General features: G+C 38.4%; 28 protein-coding genes. All 28 read left to right on the top strand.

Annotation, left to right across the window (positions count from 1 at the left end; genetic code table 11):
• Positions 1-19 precede the first annotated feature (19 nt).
• The 28 genes from hslV (at position 20) to flhF (ending at position 23,761) form a co-directional block, all read left to right on the top strand.
• Positions 20-571 (top strand): ATP-dependent protease subunit HslV, encoded by a 552-nt coding sequence (gene hslV / locus CEQ21_RS25530; protein WP_127734607.1) that lies wholly within the window; start codon positions 20-22, stop codon positions 569-571.
• A gap of 15 nt (positions 572-586) precedes the next feature.
• On the top strand, positions 587-1,996 hold the full coding sequence (hslU, locus tag CEQ21_RS25525) for an HslU--HslV peptidase ATPase subunit (RefSeq protein WP_185767423.1): 1,410 nt from the start codon (positions 587-589) through the stop codon (positions 1,994-1,996).
• Positions 1,997-2,111: 115 nt separating this feature from the next.
• On the top strand, positions 2,112-2,891 hold the full coding sequence (gene codY, locus CEQ21_RS25520) for a GTP-sensing pleiotropic transcriptional regulator CodY (protein ID WP_185766961.1): 780 nt from the start codon (positions 2,112-2,114) through the stop codon (positions 2,889-2,891).
• A gap of 465 nt (positions 2,892-3,356) precedes the next feature.
• The gene (gene flgB / locus CEQ21_RS25515; RefSeq protein WP_185766960.1) at positions 3,357-3,737 is read left to right on the top strand and encodes a flagellar basal body rod protein FlgB; all 381 of its coding nucleotides are present in this window, start codon (positions 3,357-3,359) and stop codon (positions 3,735-3,737) included.
• Position 3,738: 1 nt separating this feature from the next.
• Positions 3,739-4,197, top strand: a complete 459-nt coding sequence (gene flgC, locus CEQ21_RS25510) for a flagellar basal body rod protein FlgC (protein ID WP_185766959.1) — start codon at positions 3,739-3,741, stop codon at positions 4,195-4,197.
• A 9-nt stretch (positions 4,198-4,206) separates the two neighbouring features.
• Complete coding sequence (gene fliE / locus CEQ21_RS25505; protein WP_185766958.1) at positions 4,207-4,515, top strand: flagellar hook-basal body complex protein FliE; 309 nt, start codon at positions 4,207-4,209, stop codon at positions 4,513-4,515.
• Between the two features lie 58 nt (positions 4,516-4,573).
• Positions 4,574-6,160, top strand: coding sequence for a flagellar basal-body MS-ring/collar protein FliF (fliF, locus tag CEQ21_RS25500; RefSeq protein ID WP_185766957.1), 1,587 nt, complete (start codon positions 4,574-4,576; stop codon positions 6,158-6,160).
• Between the two features lie 16 nt (positions 6,161-6,176).
• On the top strand, positions 6,177-7,193 hold the full coding sequence (gene fliG, locus CEQ21_RS25495; RefSeq protein ID WP_127734594.1) for a flagellar motor switch protein FliG: 1,017 nt from the start codon (positions 6,177-6,179) through the stop codon (positions 7,191-7,193).
• Positions 7,186-7,929, top strand: coding sequence for a flagellar assembly protein FliH (gene fliH, locus CEQ21_RS25490; protein ID WP_185766956.1), 744 nt, complete (start codon positions 7,186-7,188; stop codon positions 7,927-7,929). The genes fliG and fliH overlap by 8 nt, the downstream gene beginning before the upstream one ends.
• Before the next feature lie 2 nt (positions 7,930-7,931).
• Positions 7,932-9,254, top strand: coding sequence for a flagellar protein export ATPase FliI (fliI, locus tag CEQ21_RS25485; RefSeq protein ID WP_127734590.1), 1,323 nt, complete (start codon positions 7,932-7,934; stop codon positions 9,252-9,254).
• Entirely contained in the window at positions 9,251-9,703 is a 453-nt protein-coding gene (fliJ, locus tag CEQ21_RS25480) for a flagellar export protein FliJ (protein ID WP_185766955.1), read from the top strand. The genes fliI and fliJ overlap by 4 nt, the downstream gene beginning before the upstream one ends.
• On the top strand, positions 9,703-10,338 hold the full coding sequence (locus tag CEQ21_RS25475) for a MotE family protein (protein WP_185766954.1): 636 nt from the start codon (positions 9,703-9,705) through the stop codon (positions 10,336-10,338). The genes fliJ and CEQ21_RS25475 overlap by 1 nt, the downstream gene beginning before the upstream one ends.
• 26 nt (positions 10,339-10,364) lie before the next feature.
• Complete coding sequence (locus tag CEQ21_RS25470) at positions 10,365-11,732, top strand: flagellar hook-length control protein FliK (protein ID WP_185766953.1); 1,368 nt, start codon at positions 10,365-10,367, stop codon at positions 11,730-11,732.
• Positions 11,733-11,749: 17 nt separating this feature from the next.
• Positions 11,750-12,388: a flagellar hook assembly protein FlgD gene (gene flgD / locus CEQ21_RS25465; RefSeq protein WP_185766952.1), complete on the top strand. Its 639-nt coding sequence runs from the start codon at positions 11,750-11,752 to the stop codon at positions 12,386-12,388.
• An 11-nt stretch (positions 12,389-12,399) separates the two neighbouring features.
• Positions 12,400-12,786, top strand: coding sequence for a TIGR02530 family flagellar biosynthesis protein (locus CEQ21_RS25460; RefSeq protein WP_144452430.1), 387 nt, complete (start codon positions 12,400-12,402; stop codon positions 12,784-12,786).
• 96 nt (positions 12,787-12,882) lie between these two features.
• Positions 12,883-13,665, top strand: coding sequence for a flagellar basal body rod protein FlgG (flgG, locus tag CEQ21_RS25455; protein WP_185766951.1), 783 nt, complete (start codon positions 12,883-12,885; stop codon positions 13,663-13,665).
• 54 nt (positions 13,666-13,719) lie between these two features.
• A complete protein-coding gene (locus CEQ21_RS25450; RefSeq protein ID WP_185766950.1) occupies positions 13,720-13,944 on the top strand; it encodes a flagellar FlbD family protein in 225 nt (74 codons plus the stop codon).
• Positions 13,931-14,359, top strand: coding sequence for a flagellar basal body-associated protein FliL (gene fliL / locus CEQ21_RS25445; RefSeq protein WP_185766949.1), 429 nt, complete (start codon positions 13,931-13,933; stop codon positions 14,357-14,359). The genes CEQ21_RS25450 and fliL overlap by 14 nt, the downstream gene beginning before the upstream one ends.
• Positions 14,360-14,397: 38 nt before the next feature.
• A complete protein-coding gene (gene fliM, locus CEQ21_RS25440) occupies positions 14,398-15,396 on the top strand; it encodes a flagellar motor switch protein FliM (RefSeq protein WP_185766948.1) in 999 nt (332 codons plus the stop codon).
• Entirely contained in the window at positions 15,386-16,567 is a 1,182-nt protein-coding gene (gene fliY / locus CEQ21_RS25435; protein WP_185766947.1) for a flagellar motor switch phosphatase FliY, read from the top strand. The genes fliM and fliY overlap by 11 nt, the downstream gene beginning before the upstream one ends.
• A 31-nt stretch (positions 16,568-16,598) precedes the next feature.
• Positions 16,599-16,961 carry a response regulator gene (locus tag CEQ21_RS25430; RefSeq protein WP_127734568.1) on the top strand — a complete coding sequence of 121 codons (363 nt, stop codon included), beginning with the start codon at positions 16,599-16,601 and terminating at the stop codon, positions 16,959-16,961.
• 26 nt (positions 16,962-16,987) lie between these two features.
• Complete coding sequence (locus CEQ21_RS25425) at positions 16,988-17,692, top strand: flagellar biosynthetic protein FliO (RefSeq protein WP_185766946.1); 705 nt, start codon at positions 16,988-16,990, stop codon at positions 17,690-17,692.
• Entirely contained in the window at positions 17,685-18,350 is a 666-nt protein-coding gene (gene fliP, locus CEQ21_RS25420) for a flagellar type III secretion system pore protein FliP (RefSeq protein WP_185766945.1), read from the top strand. Before CEQ21_RS25425 ends, fliP begins: the two co-directional genes overlap by 8 nt.
• Before the next feature lie 22 nt (positions 18,351-18,372).
• Positions 18,373-18,642, top strand: a complete 270-nt coding sequence (gene fliQ / locus CEQ21_RS25415; protein WP_144452435.1) for a flagellar biosynthesis protein FliQ — start codon at positions 18,373-18,375, stop codon at positions 18,640-18,642.
• 4 nt (positions 18,643-18,646) lie between these two features.
• A complete protein-coding gene (gene fliR, locus CEQ21_RS25410) occupies positions 18,647-19,420 on the top strand; it encodes a flagellar biosynthetic protein FliR (RefSeq protein ID WP_185766944.1) in 774 nt (257 codons plus the stop codon).
• Between the two features lie 2 nt (positions 19,421-19,422).
• Positions 19,423-20,505 carry a flagellar biosynthesis protein FlhB gene (gene flhB, locus CEQ21_RS25405; protein ID WP_185766943.1) on the top strand — a complete coding sequence of 361 codons (1,083 nt, stop codon included), beginning with the start codon at positions 19,423-19,425 and terminating at the stop codon, positions 20,503-20,505.
• Positions 20,506-20,555: 50 nt separating this feature from the next.
• Entirely contained in the window at positions 20,556-22,592 is a 2,037-nt protein-coding gene (gene flhA, locus CEQ21_RS25400; RefSeq protein ID WP_185766942.1) for a flagellar biosynthesis protein FlhA, read from the top strand.
• Positions 22,589-23,761: a flagellar biosynthesis protein FlhF gene (gene flhF, locus CEQ21_RS25395; RefSeq protein WP_185766941.1), complete on the top strand. Its 1,173-nt coding sequence runs from the start codon at positions 22,589-22,591 to the stop codon at positions 23,759-23,761. Before flhA ends, flhF begins: the two co-directional genes overlap by 4 nt.

Below are 23,761 nucleotides of genomic sequence, written 5' to 3'. Positions count from 1 at the left end.
GATAAAGGAGGAAGTAAAGATGTCTGGACTACCACAGTTTCATGCAACTACTATTTTTGCTGTTCAACATAAAGGGAAATGCGCCATGTCAGGTGATGGTCAAGTCACTTTCGGCAATGCTGTCGTAATGAAACATACTGCAAAAAAGGTAAGAAAACTTTTTAATGGAAAAGTGATAGCCGGTTTTGCAGGCTCTGTTGCTGATGCCTTTACTTTATTTGAGCTGTTCGAAGGGAAATTGGAAGAGTATAACGGAAATCTGCAAAGAGCGGCAGTGGAGCTTGCGAAGCTTTGGAGAAGTGACAAGATTTTACGCAAGCTTGAAGCAATGCTCATCATTATGAATGAAACAGATTTGCTGCTTGTATCTGGAACAGGTGAAGTTATAGAGCCAGATGACGGAATTTTAGCGATTGGCTCTGGCGGAAACTATGCATTATCAGCTGGAAGGGCTCTTAAACAATACTCAGGCGAACATCTTTCTGCTTATGAAATAGCAAAGGCAGCTCTTGAAATCGCTGGCGATATTTGTGTATATACGAACAATAATATTATTGTAGAAGAATTATAAGGAGAGGATTACTTGATGAATAAGAACGCAAGCTTAACACCTCGTCAAATTGTAGAACGTCTTGATCAATATATTGTTGGACAAAAGGATGCAAAGAAAGCTGTTGCGATAGCGTTAAGAAACCGTTTTCGCCGCGGGTTGCTTGATGAAAAGCTAAGGGATGAAATTAGCCCAAAAAATATCTTGATGATGGGACCTACTGGTGTAGGTAAAACAGAAATCGCAAGACGAATCGCAAAAATTGTCAGCGCCCCATTTGTCAAAGTGGAAGCGACCAAGTTCACTGAAGTCGGTTATGTCGGCAGAGATGTTGAATCCATGGTAAGAGATTTAGTGGAAACATCTGTACGAATTGTAAAAGAAGAGAAGATGGTTCAGGTGAAAGAAAGAGCGGAAACAGCAGCGAATAACCGCCTTGTGGACCTTATGATGCCTTCTTCAGCTAAAAAACAAAAAAACTACAGTAACCCGCTTGAAATGCTGTTTGGCGGTGGGAATTCGGAAACTCAAACAGAGGAGCCGACTGTGGAAGAATCAAGCCGATATGAAAAAAGAAAAGTGCTAAAAGAAAAATTGGCGCTTGGTGAGCTTGAGAATGAAACAATAACAGTTGAGGTAGATGAGCAACAGCCATCTATGTTCGATATGCTACAAGGCTCCGGAATGGAGCAAATGGGTATGAACATGCAGGATGCGTTAAGCAGCTTTATGCCTAAGAAAAAGAAAAAAAGAAAATTGACTGTACGTGAAGCTAGAATTGTTTTGACTAATGAAGAAGCACAAAAGCTGATCGATATGGACGAAGTAACACAAGAAGCAGTCGTACGTGCAGAGCAAATGGGAATCATCTTTATCGACGAAATCGATAAAATTGCAAGCAAAAGCAATGGTGGATCCTCTGCTGATGTATCAAGAGAAGGTGTTCAGCGTGACATCCTTCCAGTAGTAGAAGGATCGACAATCGTGACAAAATACGGATCTGTTAAAACAGATCATATTTTATTCATTGCAGCAGGTGCATTCCACATTTCTAAGCCGTCCGATTTGATTCCTGAGCTTCAAGGTAGGTTCCCAATCCGTGTTGAACTTGGTAAGCTAACAGTTGATGACTTTTACCGTATCCTTGTGGAGCCTGATAATGCGTTAATTAAGCAATATCAAGCATTACTGCAAACTGAAGGTATAGAAATTGAATTTTCTGACGATGCTATACGTAAGATAGCAGAAGTGGCTTATGAAGTGAATCAAAACACGGATAACATCGGAGCGAGAAGACTTCATACGATTCTTGAGAAACTGCTCGAGGATCTATCATTTGAAGCACCTGAAATTACGATGGATAAAGTATCCATAACTCCGCAATATGTGGAAGAAAAACTTGGTGCGATTGCACGAAATAAAGATTTAAGTCAATTTATTCTTTAAGAATGTGTGCATTTGATTGCTACATACTCCTAAAAGGATAGAAGCAATCAAATGCTGCAGCCTTAAAAAAAGAATAAGTGACAGTTTTGGTTTTAGTTAATAGGAGGAAAAGAAAATGGATTTATTGTCAAAAACTCGAAAAATTAATGCGATGCTGCAAAGAGCTGCTGGAAAGCCAGTTAACTTTAAAGAAATGTCTGAGACACTAAGTGAAGTTATTGAAGCAAATATCTTTGTAGTAAGCAGAAGAGGGAAATTACTAGGTTTTGCTATTAACCAGCAAATTGAAAATGACCGTATGATTAAAATGCTGGAAGACCGTCAATTCCCAGAAGAGTACACAAATAATCTTTTTAATATTCAAGTGACTTCAAGTAATTTGGATGTGGAAAGCGAATATACAGCATTCCCAATTGAAAACAAAGATTTATTCAACCAAGGACTTACAACGATCGTGCCGATCATTGGCGGTGGAGAAAGACTTGGAACATTAATTCTTGCAAGACTTCAAGAGCAATTCCATGATGATGATTTAATTTTGGCTGAATACGGTGCTACTGTTGTTGGTATGGAGATTCTTCGTGAAAAAGCAGAAGAAATCGAAGAAGAAGCAAGAAGTAAAGCTGTTGTGCAAATGGCGATCAGTTCATTATCATATAGTGAATTAGAAGCAATTGAACACATCTTTGAAGAATTGAACGGAAATGAAGGACTTCTAGTTGCTTCAAAAATTGCAGACAGAGTCGGTATTACTAGATCTGTAATTGTTAATGCATTGCGTAAGCTAGAAAGTGCTGGTGTTATTGAATCTCGTTCTCTTGGAATGAAAGGAACTTACATTAAAGTATTGAACGATAAGTTCTTGTTAGAATTAGAAAAACTGAAAGCTAATTAATAAAAAAAAGAACCTTTTCCTACGTGGAAAAGGTTCTTTTTTTTATTATTAACAGGGAATTAGTGGTAATGAAATAAGCTTTTTTAAGAGAATATTGATTTATCGAGATTTCGACTTATCATGATTCGACATTTTTCCAAAAAATATCATTTACATTACAAACGTTGTACATTATATTCGATACATAGACAAGATGATTGTTACGCGATAGTTCATTGATACTAGTTCCTAATGATGAGTTGTTGTCATACAAAAATAACAAAAATATACCTTTCTTATTAGTGAAATGATTATTTCTCTAATATTTTTAACTAAAATAGGACTAATGGATTACTAAAATTGACCTTATTATGATAGACAGATTATTTTTCATTCATTACAATTAAAGACATCATCTGAAAAATATTCGTCACAAAATTGCAAAATTCTACAAATACGATAATCATAGATAATAAGAGGTGTGAGATGAAGCTTTTTTCGAATACTATTTCAACACTAGAAAATGCTTTGAATTATTCTAATACAAAACAAAAAGTTATTTCACAAAATATCGCTAACGTCGATACGCCCAATTATAAGGCTAAGGAAGTAACATTTAAAAATACATTAGCAACTGCCATGAATGCTAACAAAACGAACAGCAGGCATTTCGATTTTGAAGGATCTACTGGCTCTGTGCAAATAAAGACAGATAAGAACGTTACTTATAATAATAATGGCAACAGCGTTGATGTGGATAAAGAGATGAGTGAGCTGGCTGAAAATCAGATTTACTACAATGCTTTAGTCGAAAGAATTAGCGGGAAGTTTAATTCTTTAGAAAATGTCATAAAAGGAGGAAGATAAAATGTCGATATTCCATAGCATGAATACAACTGCTTCTGCCCTAACAGCAAACAGGCTTCGAATGGATGTTATCTCCTCTAATATGGCGAATGCAGAAACGACAAGAGGAAAGCTAGTGAATGGTGAATGGGAGCCGTACAGAAGAAAATCAGTTGTATTGCAAGCACAAGAGGGCAATTCATTTGCATCACATTTAAATGCTGCGACAGCAGGTAATTCAGCCACAGGAAATGGCGTTAAAGTAACAAAGATTGCAGATGATACGGAAACTCCTTTTGAAATGGTGTATGATCCGGAAAATCCAGATGCTAATGCCGATGGTTATGTACAAATGCCGAATGTGGACCCATTAAGGGAAATGGTTGATTTGATGAGTGCAACAAGGTCTTATGAAGCGAACGTAACAGTCTTAAATGCCTCAAAAAGCATGCTTATGAAAACTTTAGAGATAGGAAAGTAGGTATTATAAATGGCGACAGTAAATCTTCCAGCAGTGTCATCCACATTGCCGTTAACTAATTCTTCTGCAACAACGAAAGCGACTAGTTCAGAAGTTCAAAAAAGCTTTTCTTCCTTTTTAAAAGATTCACTTAATAATGTAAATAAAGCACAGAATGAATCGGATGTTCTAACAAACAAGCTTGCAAAAGGAGAAGACGTTGATCTTTCGCAAGTAATGATTACATCACAGAAGGCAAGTGTGATGATGTCGGCTACATTAGAATTTAGAAACAAAGCTGTCGAAGCGTATCAAGAAATGATGAGAATGTCTATTTAAAATCTAGTGAGTTGTGGGCGGTTATTATCATTAAAAATAACGGTAACCGGGGGTAGAGATGAAAGAAAACATGAATAAGTTTTTTAATCCTTTAAAAGAATATTGGACAAATCGTTCAAAAAAGCAAAAGACTGTTTTGGTAAGCGGCATTCTTTTGCTTCTTCTTATGGTATCATTTGCAACGTATTTTTTAACAAAAGAAAATTTAGTTCCTTTATACAGCAACCTGTCTCCGTCAGAAACAGGACAAATTAAAGAAACACTTGATAGCAAAGGAATTACATCAGAGATTTCAGATGGCGGAAAAACAATAAGCGTGCCGGAAAATAATGTGGACTCATTGAAAGTGGAATTAGCAGCGGAAGGAATTCCGAATACAGGCAGTATCGATTATTCGTTTTTCAGTCAAAATGCGAGCTTCGGAATGACAGATAATGAGTTCAATGTTATGAAGCTTGATGCAATGCAAACAGAGATTTCTAACTTGATTAAAGGCATCGACGGTATTAACGATGCAAATGTTATGATCACATTACCAAGTGAAGGTGTGTTTGTATCAGATGAAGCCGGAGAAGCTTCAGCCTCAATTGTTCTCAACACAAAACCAGGCTATAACTTCTCCGAGAGTCAAATAAAAGGATTATATACACTTGTCGCAAAAAGTGTTCCAAACCTTCCTACTGATAATATCGTCATTACAAACCAAAACTTTGAGTATTTTGACCTAAATTCTACAACTAATAACGCAGGTGATACGTTTACTGCTCAAAATAACGTGAAAAAACAAGTTGAAAAAGACATTCAAAGACAAGTTCAGCAAATGCTTGGCACATTAATGGGACAAAATAAAGTCATGGTTTCAGTAACTGCAGATATTGACTTTACCCAAGAAAACAGAGAAGAAAACCTGGTTACGCCAGTTGATGAAGAAAATATGAAGGGTATCGAAGTGAGCGCACAAAATATCTCGGAAACATATACAGGAGGTAGTGCGGCAGCAGAAGGTACGCCAGAAGCAGAAGATCAGGCAGATACAACTACTACAAACACTGAAACAACTACATCAGGTTCTGGTGATTCTGAAAAAATTGATAACACGATCAATTACGAGGTTAATAGAATTAAAAAGCAAATTGTAGAGAGCCCATATAAAATCCGTGACCTTGGCATTCAAGTTATGGTAGAGCCTCCTACAGCAGATGATCCATCTTCACTTTCACAGGATAGTGTTGACGATATAACAAATATGCTAGGAACGATTGTAAGAACTTCTATTGATAAGACAGAAACAGGAACTCTTTCAGATGCAGACTTACAAAGTAAAATCGCCGTATCTGTTCAACAATTTAACGGAAAAACAACTGCTTCATCAGAAACAATTAGCACAGCTATTCCTTGGTGGGTATATGCAGTTGGTGGAGTATTACTTGCTGTAATTGGACTATTAATCTTCTTGTTTGTAAGAGGACGTAAGAAGAAAGCAGCAGAGCCGGAAGAAGAAATCATTTCACCTGTATCCATTCCTGACGTAAATGATGAAGTGGAATCAGAGGGAACACTTCGCAGAAAACAATTAGAGAAAATGGCAAAAGATAAGCCAGAAGACTTTGCGAAACTTCTTCGTACTTGGATAACAGAGGAATAAGGCAAGGAGGATACCGATGGCACGAAAAGAAGCTACGGAGCTTACAGGAAAACAAAAAGCTGCTGTTCTGCTTATATCATTAGGACCAGATGTAGCAGCTTCTGTTTATAAGCATTTAAGTGAAGAAGAAATAGAGAAACTTTCCTTAGAGATATCTGGTGTTAAAAAGGTGGAGAACTCTTCTAAAGAAGAAGTACTAGAAGAGTTCCATAACATAGCATTAGCACAGGATTATATTTCTCAAGGCGGTATCGGATATGCTAAAACAGTTTTGGAAAAAGCGTTAGGAACAGATCAAGCATCTGTCATCTTGAATCGATTAACTTCTTCCTTGCAAGTTAGACCGTTTGATTTTGCAAGAAAGGCTGACCCGAGCCAAATCCTTAACTTTATCCAAAATGAACATCCACAAACAATCTCATTAATACTTTCTTATTTAGACCCAACCCAGGCAGGCCAGATATTGTCTGAGCTGCCACAGGAAATGCAGGCAGATATTGCGAAGAGAATTGCTGTTATGGACAGTACGTCTCCTGAAATTATTAATGAAGTGGAACAAATTTTAGAAAGAAAGCTATCTAGCACTGTCACACAGGATTATACACAAACAGGTGGTATTGAGGCAGTTGTTGAAGTGTTGAACGGTGTTGACCGCTCAACAGAAAGAACAATCCTTGACGCCCTTGAAATACAGGATCCTGAGTTGGCAGAAGAAATCAAGAAAAGAATGTTCGTATTCGAAGATATCGTTACATTGGATAACAGAGCAATTCAACGTATTATCCGTGACTGTGAAAATGAAGATCTTATGCTTTCATTGAAGGTTTCTGGTGACGAAGTGAAGGAAATTGTATTCAGTAACATGTCTGCAAGAATGGTTGAATCCTTCAAGGATGAAATGGAGTTCATGGGACCTGTCCGCCTGAAAGATGTTGAAGAAGCACAATCAAGAATTGTTGCTATTATCAGACGTTTAGAAGACTCTGGTGAGATTGTCGTTGCACGCGGTGGAGGAGATGATATTATTGTCTAGGCTTATTAAATCAAGTTGGGCAAATGAACAAGCAAATGAAAAGATTATCTCCATTAAATATGTAAATAACTTTCAAGGAACAGATTTTCATGCTGATCCTGAATATGCAAAAATAGTGGAACAGGCGACTGCAGACGCAGCTGCCATCCGCGAGAAAGCAGAAAAAGAAGCAGCAGCATTAAGAGAACTGCTGCAGCAGGAAAAAAACAATTGGCAATCAGAAAAAAAACTTTTGATGGAAGAAGCAAATCGAGAAGGTTACCAAGCTGGTGTTGAAGAAGGACGAACGGCAGGATTTACTGAGTATGCAGAGCATATTGATGAAGCGAAAGCAATTGTTCAAGCAAGCAGAATAGATTATGAAAAATACTTGAATAGTGCTGAGACAGAAATTCTGGAACTAAGCATGAAGGTAGCTGAAAAGATTGTTCAGACAAGTATTTCAGAAAAAGAAGAATATTTCATGCAGCTTGTTAAAAAGGTTTTGAAGGAAACAAGAGACCAAAAGGAAATTCAATTGCATGTTAATCCGGTCCATTATCAATACCTTCTTTCCGAAAAAGAAGAACTATTATCGTTATTTCCAATCAAGCCGAATTTGTTTATTTTTCCTGATGAAGCAGCAGCAGAAAACGGCTGTATAATCGAGACAGCTAATGGACGCATTGAAGCAAGTGTTGACACACAGCTGCACATGATTAAACAAAAACTATTAGACCTATTGGAGAGTGAATGAGGATGAGAGCGGCAGAACTTCTATCATCGATCGATTCCATCGATCCTTACAAACGTTATGGCAGGGTTAAAAAAGTAGTTGGTCTTATGATAGAGTCGCAAGGTCCTGAAAGCTCCATAGGTGATGTGTGCAACATATATATTGGTACAAAAAATAAGCGTGTTATTAAGGCAGAGGTTGTTGGCTTTAAAGAAGATGGCATCATTCTTATGCCATATACGACGGTGAACGATATATCACCAGGCTGCTTAGTAGAAGGTACATCAGAACCTCTAGAAGTTAAAGCTGGAGCTGCCATGATTGGCACAGTCGTCGATGCACTTGGAATGCCGCTTGATGGCACATCATTACCAAAAGGATTAAAGAGTGTTCCAATTGATCAAGACCCGCCGAACCCATTAAAAAGACCGCCGATTTCAGAATCGATGGAAGTTGGGGTGCGTCTGATTGACGGCCTTCTTACAGTCGGTACAGGACAGCGCCTTGGGATTTTCGCCGGAAGTGGTGTCGGAAAAAGTACACTGCTTGGTATGATTGCAAGAAACACAAAGGCCGATCTCAATGTTATTGCCTTAATTGGAGAGCGTGGTAGAGAGGTAAGAGAATTCATTGAACGGGATTTGGGTCCCGAGGGCTTAAAGCGGTCGATCGTTGTTGTCGCAACAAGTGATCAGCCTGCGCTTATGAGGATAAAGGGAGCATACACAGCAACAGCAATTGCTGAATACTTCCGTGACAAAGGATTAAACGTCATGCTGATGATGGACTCTGTAACAAGGGTAGCGATGGCACAAAGGGAAGTTGGACTTGCCATCGGTGAGCCGCCGACAACAAAAGGGTACACTCCTTCTGTTTTCGCTATCTTACCAAAGCTGTTAGAAAGAACAGGTACAAATGAACATGGAAGTATCACGGCATTTTATACAGTCCTAGTTGACGGAGATGACATGAATGAGCCGATTGCCGATACTGTTCGAGGGATTTTGGATGGTCACTTTGTGCTAGACAGGGATCTTGCTAATAAGGGACAATATCCAGCTGTAAATGTATTGAAAAGTGTGAGTCGTGTTATGAACCATATTGTACCTAAAGGTCATGTCCATGCAGCGGAGAAATTACGTGGTTTACTCAGCACTTATATTAATTCAGAAGATTTGATCAACATCGGAGCATATAAAAAAGGTTCATCGATAGAAATTGATACAGCGATCCGTTTATATCCTGAAATATTATCGTATATAAAGCAATCAACAGACGAGAAAATCTCCTTAGAAGAAAGTGTCAACGCATTAATATCATTATCTGGAGTTGGAGATAACCGATGAGCTACAAGTTTAAGTTTGAAAAAATCCTGACAATTAAAGAGAGAGAAAAGGATGAGGCCAGCGCTGACTACAATTTGGCTGTCAAGCGCTTTGAAGAGGCAGCAGAGAAATTGTATGAGCTGCTGAAACGCAAGGAAGAATTGGAAGAGTACCAATCTAACAAGCTAGTAGGCGGTCTTTCTGTTCAAGCAATCCGACACCATCAGCATTTTATCAACAACCTGGCAAAGATGATTGAGCACAGTCAGCAGATGGTCGTAAATGCACGGAATTCCATGAACTTTTATCAGCAAAAGCTTGTTGATAAAAACTTGGAAGTGAAAAAGTTCGTCAAAATTAAAGAAAAAGATATCCTGCATTTTATCAATACAGAAAAGGCACTAGAAGCAAAGCAAATGGATGATATCTCCATTCAGCAATATATGCAGCCAGGAAGGTTAGGTAGCTAATGGATAATATGGTCGATGACAAAAAGAAACCATTCAATTTTTTTCAGCGGTTTTTGCTGGTAATAGTTATACCATTGATGTTTGCTGTTGTCGTTGCATTAATCCTGATGATTTACTCTGGTGCGGACGTCGTATCAAAAGGAAAGGAATTGATGAACCAAATTCCATTCCTTAGCTCTGAAAAGGCGTCTACTGACCAGGAAATTGCAGACAACAAAGAAAATATCGCGGATTTAGAAAAACAGCTCAAGGAACAAACCGCGAATATAGAATCATTAGAGTCACAGCTTAAAGCAAGTGAAGCGGAAAGCAAATCATTGAAGCTTGATAAGATTAAACTTCAAAATCAGCTTGATGAACTCAAAAATACACAAGAAAAAACACAAAAGGCTTTTGATGACATTGTCAAAACATATGAGACTATGTCTGCAAAAAAATCTGCGGCAATTCTCTCTGCAATGTCACAGGATGAAGCATTGAAAATATTGGCATCACTAAAACCTGCCATACTTGCGACGATATTAGAAAAGATGGAGCCTTCTGTTGCAAGTAAATATACAGAGCTGCTTGCTGCAACTAATTCAGCAAGCGAAAGCACAAATGATACCAGCACAGATACAGCATCAAGTGAGTAATTCTTCATATTAAAGGAGGTGGGTACATGCTGCTTAATAGTGTGGGAGTTAGTACAACAGGAACTACATCAAATCAGCTTTCTTTCAAAGCGGCAGATAAAAGCAAGTTTTTATCGATGATCAACGGGATAATGAACGGCAAATCACAGCAAGAAACTTCTGAAACCACGCAAAAAGAAGATGCTAGTTTGCAAGGCTTGGCAGATCTGTTGACAGGTGAAACGATAGCTTCAGATAAGCTTGCAGAAAGCTTGACAGCAATTCAGCAGCTATTAGCTGCTAATGGAGAAGAAGGAAAAGACGATTCTGATTCTTTGGAAACTGCCTTCAGTCTTGTAGTAAACCAGCTGATGGAATTAATGAATAAGATGGATTTTTCAAATGTCTCAGATGAAATGTTTTCCAAAACGAATCTTCCAGAGCTTTTAAATCAGCTGAAAGCAATTGAGCAGGTTGCAGGCCAAAATCCGGATTTTAAATCCAGTAAGCAGCTTACTGATGTTATGCAAAGCTTGTCCAAGCTATTAACAACCATCATGCAAGCGGTAGATGGTCAGTCTCAAAGTACCTCTGCGTCACTACAAGCTGCAGCTATGTTACAAAAAGAGGCAGCTACTGATATGGCGGGAGCACAAGGTGAAAAAGCTTCTGTAATTGAAGAGGATGGACAAACAGGCAGCTTAAAAACATTGATTGATTCCATTGCTCAAAAGGTCGAAGCACTTTCTAAGAAGCAAGATAATCCGGATACATTGCCTAAAAGGTTGTTGAACCCGTTGCTTGTTGGATCATTGCAGAAGACTGAAAGTAAAGCGATCACCAGTTCACAAGATACAAACACAGAAACAAAGGAAAAAGACACGACTAGTAAATCAGAATGGAAGATGCCTTCCTATCTAGGCCAGCTTCAAACCAACAGTTCCTTTGGGAAACCAGAAGCATTAACGTTAATGCAGTCCTCAGGAAAATCCGTTTCTGGAAGTGAGTTGGAGGACCAGCTTGAGAATATCCTGAAAAGCAGTTCTTTCACGAAAATAGGGAACACCCAAAAGATGATTTTAAGGCTTGCACCAGAAAATCTTGGCTCGCTACGAATTGAGATACTGCAAACCGATGGAAATCTAGTTGCCAAGATCATGACTACAACCGCCCAGGCAAAGGATGCTCTTGATGCGCATTTGAACAGTTTAAAGCAGGGCTTAAGCTCACAAAATATTAATGTTGATAAGATTGAAATTAACTTTGTGCCAACTTCTCAGGAAAAAGAAACGAAAGACCAGCAACAGCAGGAAAACCATCAGCAACACAGGCCTGCTGAAAAAGAGGAAAACAGAAACGAACAGGAGCAGGATGATAAAAGCTTCTTAGAAGAGCTTCTGCAAGCAGAACAGTAAGAAAGGGGAGTTAGACTTTGGCAAATACTATCGATGATTCTTCCTTATATTTATCGACATACCAAAACCAAACAACAAAAACGGGCAATTCAAGCCTTGGCAAAGATGAGTTCTTAAAAATCCTTATCACACAATTGCAAAACCAGGACCCATCTAACCCGATGGAAGATAAAGATTTTATTGCTCAAATGGCGACTTTTTCGAGCTTGGAGCAAATGACAAACATGAACACGACGATGAGTAATTTCATCTCCTTGCAAACACAATCGAATTTAATTTCTTACGGACAGTTTGTCGGCAAGGAAGTTGCGTGGACAAAAGCAGATACAGGTGAGAATGGTGAATCAACCATTACAACTGGAACAGGAAAAGTTGCCTCTATTGCATATAAAGGAACAGATGTTGAATTTACGCTTGAGGATGGCACTGTTGTCAACCCTGGTAACATTTCAAATGTATACAGTGAATCTGATGACAATAGTTTGGTTTCTGCTAGCCGCTTAATTGGCAAAACAGTCTCCTATCTGAATGCAGACAATGAAGAAGTTAGCAGTATCGTTAAGTCAGTATCATTAAAAAATGGTCAAATCCAGTTAACATTGGACGATGAGCAGCAAAGTCAAATAACTGCAGGGAAAATTACGAAAATCGAATAGGAAGTGATTGGATGGATAGACCTATATATCCTTCTTTAAAATCACAAGCCGTAATCAATAATGGCATAAGGAATATCAAATCTAACAGCAGTAACGCTTCATTTTCATCGCACTTACAAAGTTCAATCCAGACACTTGATAAACTGTCAATCTCAAAGCACGCATCGCAACGACTTGAGCAGCGAGGCATTGTGATTGATGAAGAGAAGTGGAAGCAGATAGAACAAAAAGTAAACCAAGCAAAAAAAATGGGAGTTAAAGAATCACTCGTCTTGCTCCAAGATGCGGCTCTAATTGTCAGTGCAAAAAATAATACAGTGATTACGGCAATGGATCGTAAAGAAGCAACGGAACAAATATTTACTAATATAAATGGCACAATAATTATGAATGAATAAAAAAAATACAATTACTAGGGAGAAAAGGCTGGACCGTAAAGGAAGCCTAGCTGTGGATAGATAGAAGCAGCTCAATACGAAAGGGGAAAATTATAAATGTTACGTTCACTATATTCAGGAATCAGCGGTATGAAAAACTTCCAGACTAAGCTTGATGTTATCGGAAACAATATTTCCAACGTTAACACTTATGGCTTTAAAAAAGGAAGAACAACTTTCAGTGATCTTATAAGCCAGACATCTGCTGGTGCTACAGCTCCAACAGCAACTGCAGGAGGAATTAACGCAAAGCAAGTTGGTCTTGGATCTCAGGTTGCTTCTGTTGATACTATTCATACACAAGGAAGCATGCAAACAACTGGAAGAACGCTTGACTTAGCAATTTCAGGAGACGGCTATTTTGTTGTCCAAGATGCTGCTGGCTCTAACTTCTACACTAGATCAGGAAACTTCTACTTTGATGCAAACAGAAACATCGTAACATCGAGTGGGATGAAGCTAGCTGGAGCAGGCACAATTCCTGAAACAGCACAATCGTTCAGTATTGGTGCAGATGGAAGCATTTCTTATGTGGATGAAAACGGAGAAACACAAGATGCTGGCCAAATTCAGCTTGCTAAGTTTTCTAACCCAGAAGGCCTGCAAAAATCTGGCTCAAATACGTTCCAAGTATCTGGGAACTCTGGTCCTGCTACTTTATCTAATGCAAATGAAGGTGGAGCAGGAAGCATTAACAGTGGTTACTTGGAAATGTCCAATGTTGATTTATCAGAAGAATTTACAGATATGATTGTTGCGCAAAGAGGGTTCCAATCTAACACAAAAATCATCACTACATCTGATGAAATTCTGCAAGAATTAGTTAACTTAAAACGATAATAAAAGGAGGATCAGGAGAGGCATAAACTAGGCAGACCTCTCCTGAGAATAACAGTGATAAATGTTACTCGATTAAATGGAAAGACTTTCAGGCTTAATGCATTGTTTATTGAGACAATTGAATCCTTCCCTGATACAACAATCACGTTGGCGAACGGAAGGAAATATGTTGTAAAAGAAAAAGAAGATGAAGTAGTGGAGTCAATGAAAGCTTTTTATCAATCTGTTAACCTTTTTGGATTACCGAACTTGGGAGAGAGAGAAGATGAAGAACAATAAAGTCCTTGTTATTATGTTAGTTTTAATACTAACAATTGCTCTTGTTGGAGCAGGAGCATTCATTTATATCTGGAAATTTTCAGGTGATAAAGAAGAGAAGGAACCTACTATTGATGAAGTAGTGGAGGCTTCTATTGATATCCCTGAAATAACAACCAATTTAGCGACTGATAACTTCATGCGCATATCCTTTAAAGTGCAAACAGATAGTAAAAAAGCCGCTGAAGAACTAGAAAAACGTATTTTCCAAGTTCAAAATATTATCATTCAAGAGCTATCTGAAAAAACACCAAAAGATATGCAAGGTAAAGAAGGTCAGGTTAAGCTAGAAAATGATTTGAAAGATAAGATTAATGAATTGATGCAAGAGGGAAAGGTAGTTCAAGTATATATAACCAATTCTCTTCTCCAATAAACAACTGGATGAATGAAAGAGATTTGAGGTGAGAGTTTTTGTCAGGAGATATATTATCCCAAAATGAAATTGATGCATTATTATCCGCTTTATCATCAGGTGAAATGGATGCAGATGAACTAAAAAAAGAACAGCAAGAGAAAAAGGTAAAATCCTATGACTTTAGAAGAGCCTTGCGCTTTTCTAAAGATCAAATCAGAAGCTTAACGCGTATTCATGAAAACTTCGCAAGGCTTTTGACAACATATTTCTCAGCACAGCTGAGAACATTAGTGCAAATATCGGTCACATCCGCTGACCAGATACCTTATGAAGAATTTATCCGATCCATTCCAAAGATGACGATTTTGAATGTGTTTGAAGTCACACCCTTAGATGGAAGAATATTAATGGAAGTAAACCCGAATATCGCCTATGCTATGATGGATCGCATGATGGGCGGAAAAGGGACTAGCGTCAATAAAGTGGAAAACTTGACGGAGATTGAATCAAAGATCATGTCCAATACGTTTGAACAGGCCTTTGATTACTTAAGAGAAGCGCTTGAGGATATTGTTGAAATTGAACCGACACTGTCAGAGTTTGAAGTGAACCCGCAATTTTTACAAATGGTGTCACCGAACGAGACAGTAGTGGTTATATCCTTAAATACAACGATTGGTGATACAAGTGGAATGATTAACATCTGTATTCCCCATGTTGTATTAGAGCCAATTATTCCAAAGCTTTCTGGACATTATTGGATGCAAACAGAAAAGAAAGCACCAGTGCCTGAAGTGGCCGAAGCTTTGCAAAATAACATACAAAAATCAATTGTTTCTGTTGTTGCAGAATTAGGAACATCCGATATTTCTATACAAGATTTTTTGATGCTTGATATAGGGGATGTTATTGAAATGAATCAAACGATAGATCAACCCTTGACTATTAAAGTTGGAGATATACCTAAATTTATTGGACAGCCGGGTAAAGTAAATAAGAAGGTAGCCGTTCAAGTATTAGGGACTTTAGATAGGGGGAAAGAAGATGGTGAGTAACGATATGCTTTCACAAGATGAAATTGATGCTCTATTAAAAGGAGATAGTCCAGAACCGCAAGAAGAGCTGGCTGTAGAGGATTATTTAACCTCAATAGAAGAAGACGCATTAGGTGAAATAGGAAATATTTCGTTTGGGAGTTCCGCGACAGCATTATCTACCCTTTTAAATCAAAAGGTGGATATTACGACACCAAATGTAACGATTGTCCTGAAAAAAGACTTAGCAGAAGAGTTCCCACATCCATATGTGGCAATCAGTGTAAATTATACAGAAGGCTTCTCTGGCATGAATCTTTTAGTTATAAAACAATCAGATGCCGCTGTTATTGCTGATTTAATGCTTGGTGGAGACGGTATTAGTCCCCCAGAAATGCTTAATGAAATTCAGTTAAGTGCAGTACAAGAAGCAATGAATCAAATGATGGGCTCTGCTGCAACATCCATGTCGACTATCTTTAGCAAAAAGGTGGATATTTCCCCGCCTGCTATAGACATTTTAAACTTATCAGATGGAGAAGGAGCAGACTCAATCCCTGATCATGATATTTTTGTCAAGATTTCCTTCCGATTGAAAATTGGGAACTTGATTGATTCGAATATTATGCAGCTTTTACAGCTTGATTTTGCAAAAAGACTTGTGGATAGTTTGTTGAATCCAACTGCCGATTCTGTTGAACCACCTGCTCCAACACAGCAAATGCAGCGTCCAGAACCACAACAACAACCTGCACGCGAGCAACAAACATACGCAGCGCCGGTACCAGAGCCTGTATATGTTGAACAGCAGCAACAGCAAAGAGCACCAAGCCAGCCACAGCACTTTGGGGCAAGCTACAGTGTAGGACAGCCAAATGTACAGCCAGCTGTTTTCTCTAATTTCGAAACTTTTACACCAACAGAAAATGAATCAAGAAATTTGAACATGCTGTTGGATATTCCTTTAAAAGTTACTGTGGAGCTCGGCAGAACTAAGCGTTCTGTGAAGGAAATCCTTGAGCTGAGCTCAGGTTCCATTATTGAGCTGGATAAGCTTGCAGGGGAACCAGTTGATATACTTGTTAACAACAGGCTTATTGCCCAGGGTGAGGTAGTTGTTATCGACGAAAACTTTGGAGTCCGTGTTACGGATATTGTTAGCAAGTCAGATCGCTTGAACAATTTAAAATAAACTTATTTATATTTTATGGGGGTAGAGATTTATGGCACAGAAAATACTAATTGTAGACGACGCAGCATTTATGAGAATGATGATTAAAGATATCTTATCTAAAAATGGATATGATGTAGTTGGAGAGGCTGCTGACGGCGCACAGGCTGTTGAGAAATATAAAGAAACACAGCCAGACCTTGTTACAATGGACATTACAATGCCTGAAATGGATGGTATTACTGCATTAAAAGAAATCAAAAAAATCAATCCAAATGCAAAGATCATTATGTGTTCTGCAATGGGTCAGCAAGCAATGGTTATTGATGCAATTCAAGCAGGTGCAAAAGACTTCATCGTCAAACCATTCCAAGCTGATCGAGTACTTGAAGCAATCAGCAAAACATTAGGATAAGAAACAAACATTAGAGGGTGTCATCATTGAATACAAAACAGTTATTTATTAAATGCACACTACTCTTAATTGTTCTGCTAGGCTTTCATCATGAAGCCTATGCAGAACAACTTGATAATAGTGTCTTTGATGCAATTGAAAAAAATCAAAATCAAACAGATGATAAAAGCAATACTGCTGATGAGCAGACAACAAATCAGAATGATACAAACACAGAAACGAATGATTCAACATCGCAGACTGTAACTGGAGACGTAGGACTTACATTTTGGGATTTTCTCAAAATGATTTTTGCTACCCTTTTTGTTATTGCACTGCTTTATGTTGTACTTCGTTTTATTAATAAACGTAACCATGTGTATAAAAGCTCGCAAATAATTGAAAATTTAGGCGGAACTGCATTAGGTGCAAATCGATCGATTCAACTTGTGAAAGTCGGCAAGCGCTTGCTCGTGGTTGGGGTTGGCGAAAATATTCAGCTTATTAAAGAGATCGAAGAAGAAGAGGAATATACAAGCATCATTAAGGACTACAACGAAAAGATGGAGCAGCTAATACAGCCAAGCGATATTGTGACAAAGGTTATGAATGGCGTAAAAAATTATCCTAATCAGAAACACAAAAAGGAAGACTTCGCCATTCATTTAAAGAAACAATTGCAAGAAGTATCGAACGGCCGAAAAGAAATCATGAAAGAATTAAAAAAGAGAGGTTCAGAAAAAGATGAATGAGTTTATGCAGCTTTTTAATGACAGTGCACCAGAAAATGTTTCTACTTCTGTGCAGTTGTTATTGCTATTGACTGTCCTTTCTTTAGCTCCAAGCATCCTGATATTGATGACAAGCTTTACGAGAATCGTCATTGTTCTTTCCTTTGTCAGAACGGCGCTTGCGACACAACAAATGCCGCCAAACCAAGTTATTATCGGACTGTCCTTATTTATGACATTTTTTATTATGGCACCTACATTTCAAGAGGTAAATAAAACAGCATTGACCCCATTATTTAATGAGGAAATAAGTCTGGACCAAGCATATGAAAATGCAGCAGTCCCCTTTAAGGAATATATGAGTAAACATACAAGGCAAAAGGATTTGGCTTTGTTTTTGAATTATTCAGGAGCGGAAACTCCCAAGTCTATCCAAGACATCCCATTAACAACATTGGTTCCGGCCTATGCAATCAGTGAACTGAAAACAGCCTTCCAAATCGGCTTTATGATATTTATCCCATTTTTGGTCATCGATATGGTCGTAGCAAGTATTCTGATGTCCATGGGGATGATGATGCTACCGCCTGTTATGATCTCATTGCCATTTAAAATATTGTTGTTTGTAATGGTTGATGGTTGGTATTTGGTGGTTAAATCTTTATTAGAAAGCTTTTAGCTTTTAAGAAGGGTGATGTTTCATGTCACAAGAAATGGTTATTTCAGTTGCGGAAAAAGGGGTACTTACCGTATTAGTTGTTAGTGGCCCATTGCTTATTATTGCCCTTGTTGTGGGGCTGTTAATTAGTATCTTTCAAGCTACAACCCAAATCCAGGAGCAGACGCTAGCATTCGTGCCGAAAATTGTTGCAGTCCTCTTAGGCATTATTTTTTTTGGAGCTTGGATGCTAAGCCATGTTTTATCCTACACAAGTGATATCTTCTCTAACCTGACAAGGTTTATTGGGTGAGGCTATGGAGGATTTTTTACCAAAGTTTCCGGCCTTTTTGCTGATTTTTGTCAGGGTTACATCCTTTTTTCTAATGCTGCCTCTCTTTTCTTATCGGACGATACCGACAAGTCATAAAGTAGGTTTTGCATTTTTTCTTTCATTAATGATGTATTTTGGGATGGAACCCCCTGTATTAGAGGTGGACGGGGCATATTATCTATTAATTATAAAAGAAGCAATGGTCGGGCTATTTATCGGTTTTTTAGCATATATGCTATTTTCCGCCGTACAGATTGCCGGGGGCTTTATTGACTTTCAGATGGGATTTGCCATCGCCAATGTCATCGACCCGCAAACTGGTGCTCAAAGTCCGCTGACAGGGCAGTATTTAAACATTATTGCTCTCTTTTTTTTATTGACAGTAAATGGGCATCACTTGCTGTTGGATGGAGTTTTTTACAGCTATCAATTCATTCCGCTTGAACAGTCATGGGTTAATTTTGGAGACGTAAACATTATGAAATATGCAGCAAAAACGCTTGCGTTGATGTTTGCTATTGCCTTCCAGATGTCCATACCTGTCGTTGGCTGCATCTTTTTAGTAGATGTTGCTTTAGGGATTGTAGCTAGGACTGTACCGCAATTAAATATTTTCGTTGTAGGTATGCCTGTAAAGTTAATAGTCGGCCTTGTTATGCTCGTTGTTGTTATGGGTACTTTAATGGGATCTGTTTCCAATCTGTTTTCAACAATACTTGCGACAATGAGAGATATGATGAAATTGATGGGAGGTTAAGCATGCTGTTAAGACTGGATTTACAGTTTTTTTCAGGGGAAAAAACAGAAAAGGCAACACCAAAAAAGAGACAAGATACCCGGAAAAAGGGGCAAGTGGCCAAAAGTCAGGATATCAATACGGCTTTGGTGTTGATTGCAGTTTTTGCGGTTCTTAACTTTGCAGGTGGTTCCATATTAAAAGGGATTGTTTCCCTTATGAATTTTTCCTTAAATGATCTCATGCTAATGGAGCTGACAGAACATAATATTAAGAGTATCTTCATTGAGATACTGAAACAGACGGCAATCATTTTAAGCCCTATATTGGCAGCCGCGATGATTGCAGGTGTTATTGCCAACTATATGCAGGTCGGAGTGCTTTTTACGACAGAACCAATAAAATTTAAATTGGAAAAAATAAACCCATTATCTGGATTGAAAAGGATGTTCTCTATAAGATCAATTGTGGAGCTTCTTAAATCCATTTTAAAGATAACGGTTATTGGAATAATTACATTTGCCATTCTTTGGAACAAGCTCGAGCAAATCTTACTTCTGTCTCAGAAGTCAATTGGAGCTACCTTAATTACATTAGCGAAATTAACCGTTCAAATGGGCCTTGTTGGCTCAGGAGCCTTGTTATTTTTAGCACTATTTGATTATTTATATCAGAAATATGATTATGAAAAAAACATTCGTATGTCAAAACAGGATATAAAGGATGAATATAAGAATGTTGAAGGAGATCCATTAATTAAATCAAAGATTAAGCAAAGACAGAGGGAAATGGCGATGCGCCGGATGATGCAGGATGTGCCGACCGCAGATGTAGTCATCACGAACCCGACCCACTATGCTATTTGCCTAAAATATGATGAGGATAAGTATGATGCTCCATATGTTGTCGCAAAAGGCGTTGATTTTTTGGCACAGAAAATCAAGCTGATTGCTAAAGAGCATGAAGTGATAACAGTGGAAAATAGACCCCTTGCACGTGCGCTATATAGTCAGGTGGATGTTGGGGACATAGTTCCCGAGGAGTTTTTTAAAACAGTTGCAGAAATACTTGCCTATGTATACCGTACAAAAAAACAGCATTCATAAGATTCACCTGTTTAAAATAGATGTTTGGTTGTTAGTTAGGAGCGAAAAATATGTCTGGTAGAGATTTAACAGTCGTATTCAGCGTAATACTAATCATAGCGATGCTCATTATTCCATTCCCTACATGGATGCTAAGTATCTTGATCCTGCTGAATATTTCTTTAGCACTATTAATATTATTATTGACAATGAACATGAGCGAAGCGCTGGAGTTTTCCATCTTTCCATCCTTGCTGCTTTTAATGACATTGTTCCGTCTCGGTCTGAACGTTTCCACAACAAGATCGATCCTGTCTACCGGTGAAGCTGGCGGGGTAGTTCATACATTTGGAACCTTTGTGGTTGGCGGAAATTTAGTTGTTGGATTAGTTGTATTTGCCATTTTGGTAATTATCCAGTTTATTGTTATTACAAAAGGGTCTGAGCGTGTATCAGAAGTAGCGGCCCGTTTTACGCTTGATGCGATGCCAGGGAAACAAATGGCCATTGATGCAGACTTGAACGCTGGACTCATCTCAGAAGCAGATGCGAAAATCCGCAGGGAAAAAGTCAGCAGAGAAGCAGATTTTTATGGCTCGATGGATGGTGCCAGTAAATTTGTTAAAGGGGATGCCATTGCCGGAATTATAATCGTATTTATTAACTTGATATTTGGTATTGTTATCGGGATGACACAGCTTGGCATGCCGATAGCAGATGCAGCTCAGAACTTTTCTCTTATGTCTATTGGGGATGGAATCGTCAGTCAAATACCTGCTTTATTAATATCGACTGCTACAGGGATTGTTGTAACAAGAGCAGCTTCAGACGGCAACCTTGGGTCTGATTTAACGAAGCAGCTACTGTCTTACCCGAAAATGCTTTATGTAGCAGGGGGAACGATTTTCGTACTTGGCTTAATTACACCAATAAATGACATATTGACAATTCCGATTGCGGGCTTGCTTGCATTTGGAGGCTATGCTCTTTCAAAAGCGCCAAAACAAGATTTGGAAGAAATGCTGGAAATCGAAGAAGATATCCAAACAAACGAGCTCAAAAGTCCAGAAAGTGTTGTCAGCTTACTGAATGTTGACCCGATAGAATTCGAATTCGGTTATGGCCTAATTCCGTTAGCAGATGCTAACCAAGGCGGAGACCTTCTTGACAGGGTAGTCATGATTAGAAGACAGTTGGCTATTGAACTTGGTCTTGTCATTCCAGTAGTCCGTATCAGGGATAATATTCAGCTGCAGCCAAATGAATACCGTTTGAAAATAAAGGGAAATGAAATGGCAAGAGGCGAACTTTTACTGGATCATTATTTAGCAATGAGCCCAGGAATTGATGATGATTCTATTAAAGGTATCGATACTGTTGAACCATCCTTTGGTCTTCCAGCGAAATGGATAACAGAATCGGTTAAGGAACAGGCAGAAATGTTTGGTTACACTGTAGTCGATCCTCCGTCTGTTGTTTCCACACATATTACAGAGGTAATAAAATTGAATGCTCATGAGCTTTTAGGACGTCAAGAAACAAAACAGCTTGTTGACCATGTGAAGGAAACCTATCCAATTCTTGTTGAGGAAGTTACACCAAATCCATTATCCATTGGAGATATTCAGAAGGTTTTGGCTAAACTATTAAAAGAGAATGTATCTGTTCGTAACCTACCTGTTATCTTTGAGACATTGGCAGATTACGGAAAAATGTCTAGTGATACAGATTTGCTGGCTGAATATGTAAGACAAGCGTTAGCTCGTCAAATTACAAACCAATATACAAGTACGACAGATATATTGAAAGTAATCACATTATCAGGAAAAGTTGAAAAGTTAATTGCAGATAATATTCAGCAGACAGAGCACGGCAATTATTTAGCATTAGATCCAAGTGTGTCCCAATCAATTCTTGAGGCTGTTGCTGGGCAAGTTGAACAGCAATCCATAATGGAACAAATGCCAATTATTCTTTGTTCTCCAGCTGTCCGCATGTATGTCCGTCAGTTGACAGAGAGATACTTCCCACAGGTACCGATACTGTCTTATAACGAGTTAGAATCTAATGTGGAAGTTCAAAGTGTTGGGGTGGTGACAATAGAATGAAAATAAAAAAATATATTGCAGTTAGCATGCCAGAAGCAATGAAGCAAATCAGGGCAGAATTAGGTAATAATGCGGTGATTTTACAATCGAAAATTATTTACACCGGCGGGTTCTTAGGAATGTTCAAAAAAAGAAATATTGAAGTGCTTGCGGCAATAGATCCTGATTTGAACACTTCAAGGCCACCACAAGAAAAGCCGATGCCCGCACCAATTCCCGCACCGAAGTTATTACCGAAAGTGGAGCGTAATCTTGATTTTGAAGGAAAGAAGGAGCTACAAAAGTCTCCTGTACCTGCAAATGAAGACATCATGAAGCAGCTCGCGAGCATGAATCAACATATTCAAAAAATGTCTGAAAGCGGTAAGTTACAAATGGAGCTGCCAATCCAGCTGCAAACAGTAATGGACAGTATAGTGAGTCAAGACCTTGATGCAGATATTCAGTCAAAGCTGACAGCAAAGCTTTTGGAAAGATGGTATATAGCAGGGGCAAACAGCCCAGTGGAAGAAGTTTACGACTGGGCTGAGGACTTTCTTTATGAAGAGATGGAGCAATATAATTTTGGGGAGCTTGCGCTTAAGAAAAAATTTATAAACGTAATTGGGCCAACTGGTGTCGGAAAAACAACGACATTAGCTAAAATGGCAGCAGAGTTTATGATGAAGCATCAGAAAAAGATAGGATTTATTACAACAGATACATACCGTATCGCCGCTATTGATCAGCTGAAAACATACGCTACAATCTTAAATGTTCCAATTGAGGTTTGTTATAACTTGGAGGATTTTGAAAAGGCAACAAAAAGCCTGGCAGATTGCGATATTATTCTTGTGGATACTGCAGGAAGAAACTTCCGTAACCAACAATATGTTCAAGATTTGAAAGAAGTGGTCGATTATAATAGTGATATGGAAACATTGCTTGTTTTATCACTGACTGCTAAACAAAAAGACATGGAAGAAATTTATCAGCAATTTTCTTCCATTCATATCGATCAGTTTATATTTACAAAATTAGATGAAACTTCAACATCTGGAGCAATGATCAATCTTGTGGTCAAATATCAAAAGGGTGTGGCTTATGTGACTACAGGACAAAATGTTCCTGACGATATAATGCCAGCAGATCCCCGACAAATAGCAAAAAGGATAATAGAGGTCGATTAA

Source organism: Niallia circulans (assembly GCF_007273535.1).
GTDB classification, from domain to species: Bacteria; Bacillota; Bacilli; order Bacillales; family Cytobacillaceae; genus Niallia; species Niallia circulans_B.
This window is presented reverse-complemented; position numbering and strand designations above follow the sequence as displayed.

Bases quoted from the DNA above. Each gene is read 5' to 3' on its own strand.
- hslV (WP_127734607.1), top strand. From the start codon at position 20: ATGTCTGGACTACCACAGTTTCATGCAACTACTATTTTTGCTGTTCAA.
- hslU (WP_185767423.1), top strand. From the start codon at position 587: ATGAATAAGAACGCAAGCTTAACACCTCGTCAAATTGTAGAACGTCTT.
- codY (WP_185766961.1), top strand. From the start codon at position 2,112: ATGGATTTATTGTCAAAAACTCGAAAAATTAATGCGATGCTGCAAAGA.
- flgB (WP_185766960.1), top strand. From the start codon at position 3,357: ATGAAGCTTTTTTCGAATACTATTTCAACACTAGAAAATGCTTTGAAT.
- flgC (WP_185766959.1), top strand. From the start codon at position 3,739: ATGTCGATATTCCATAGCATGAATACAACTGCTTCTGCCCTAACAGCA.
- fliE (WP_185766958.1), top strand. From the start codon at position 4,207: ATGGCGACAGTAAATCTTCCAGCAGTGTCATCCACATTGCCGTTAACT.
- fliF (WP_185766957.1), top strand. From the start codon at position 4,574: ATGAAAGAAAACATGAATAAGTTTTTTAATCCTTTAAAAGAATATTGG.
- fliG (WP_127734594.1), top strand. From the start codon at position 6,177: ATGGCACGAAAAGAAGCTACGGAGCTTACAGGAAAACAAAAAGCTGCT.
- fliI (WP_127734590.1), top strand. From the start codon at position 7,932: ATGAGAGCGGCAGAACTTCTATCATCGATCGATTCCATCGATCCTTAC.
- fliJ (WP_185766955.1), top strand. From the start codon at position 9,251: ATGAGCTACAAGTTTAAGTTTGAAAAAATCCTGACAATTAAAGAGAGA.
- CEQ21_RS25475 (WP_185766954.1), top strand. From the start codon at position 9,703: ATGGATAATATGGTCGATGACAAAAAGAAACCATTCAATTTTTTTCAG.
- CEQ21_RS25470 (WP_185766953.1), top strand. From the start codon at position 10,365: ATGCTGCTTAATAGTGTGGGAGTTAGTACAACAGGAACTACATCAAAT.
- CEQ21_RS25460 (WP_144452430.1), top strand. From the start codon at position 12,400: ATGGATAGACCTATATATCCTTCTTTAAAATCACAAGCCGTAATCAAT.
- flgG (WP_185766951.1), top strand. From the start codon at position 12,883: ATGTTACGTTCACTATATTCAGGAATCAGCGGTATGAAAAACTTCCAG.
- fliL (WP_185766949.1), top strand. From the start codon at position 13,931: ATGAAGAACAATAAAGTCCTTGTTATTATGTTAGTTTTAATACTAACA.
- fliY (WP_185766947.1), top strand. From the start codon at position 15,386: ATGGTGAGTAACGATATGCTTTCACAAGATGAAATTGATGCTCTATTA.
- CEQ21_RS25430 (WP_127734568.1), top strand. From the start codon at position 16,599: ATGGCACAGAAAATACTAATTGTAGACGACGCAGCATTTATGAGAATG.
- fliP (WP_185766945.1), top strand. From the start codon at position 17,685: ATGAATGAGTTTATGCAGCTTTTTAATGACAGTGCACCAGAAAATGTT.
- fliQ (WP_144452435.1), top strand. From the start codon at position 18,373: ATGTCACAAGAAATGGTTATTTCAGTTGCGGAAAAAGGGGTACTTACC.
- fliR (WP_185766944.1), top strand. From the start codon at position 18,647: ATGGAGGATTTTTTACCAAAGTTTCCGGCCTTTTTGCTGATTTTTGTC.
- flhB (WP_185766943.1), top strand. From the start codon at position 19,423: ATGCTGTTAAGACTGGATTTACAGTTTTTTTCAGGGGAAAAAACAGAA.
- flhA (WP_185766942.1), top strand. From the start codon at position 20,556: ATGTCTGGTAGAGATTTAACAGTCGTATTCAGCGTAATACTAATCATA.
- flhF (WP_185766941.1), top strand. From the start codon at position 22,589: ATGAAAATAAAAAAATATATTGCAGTTAGCATGCCAGAAGCAATGAAG.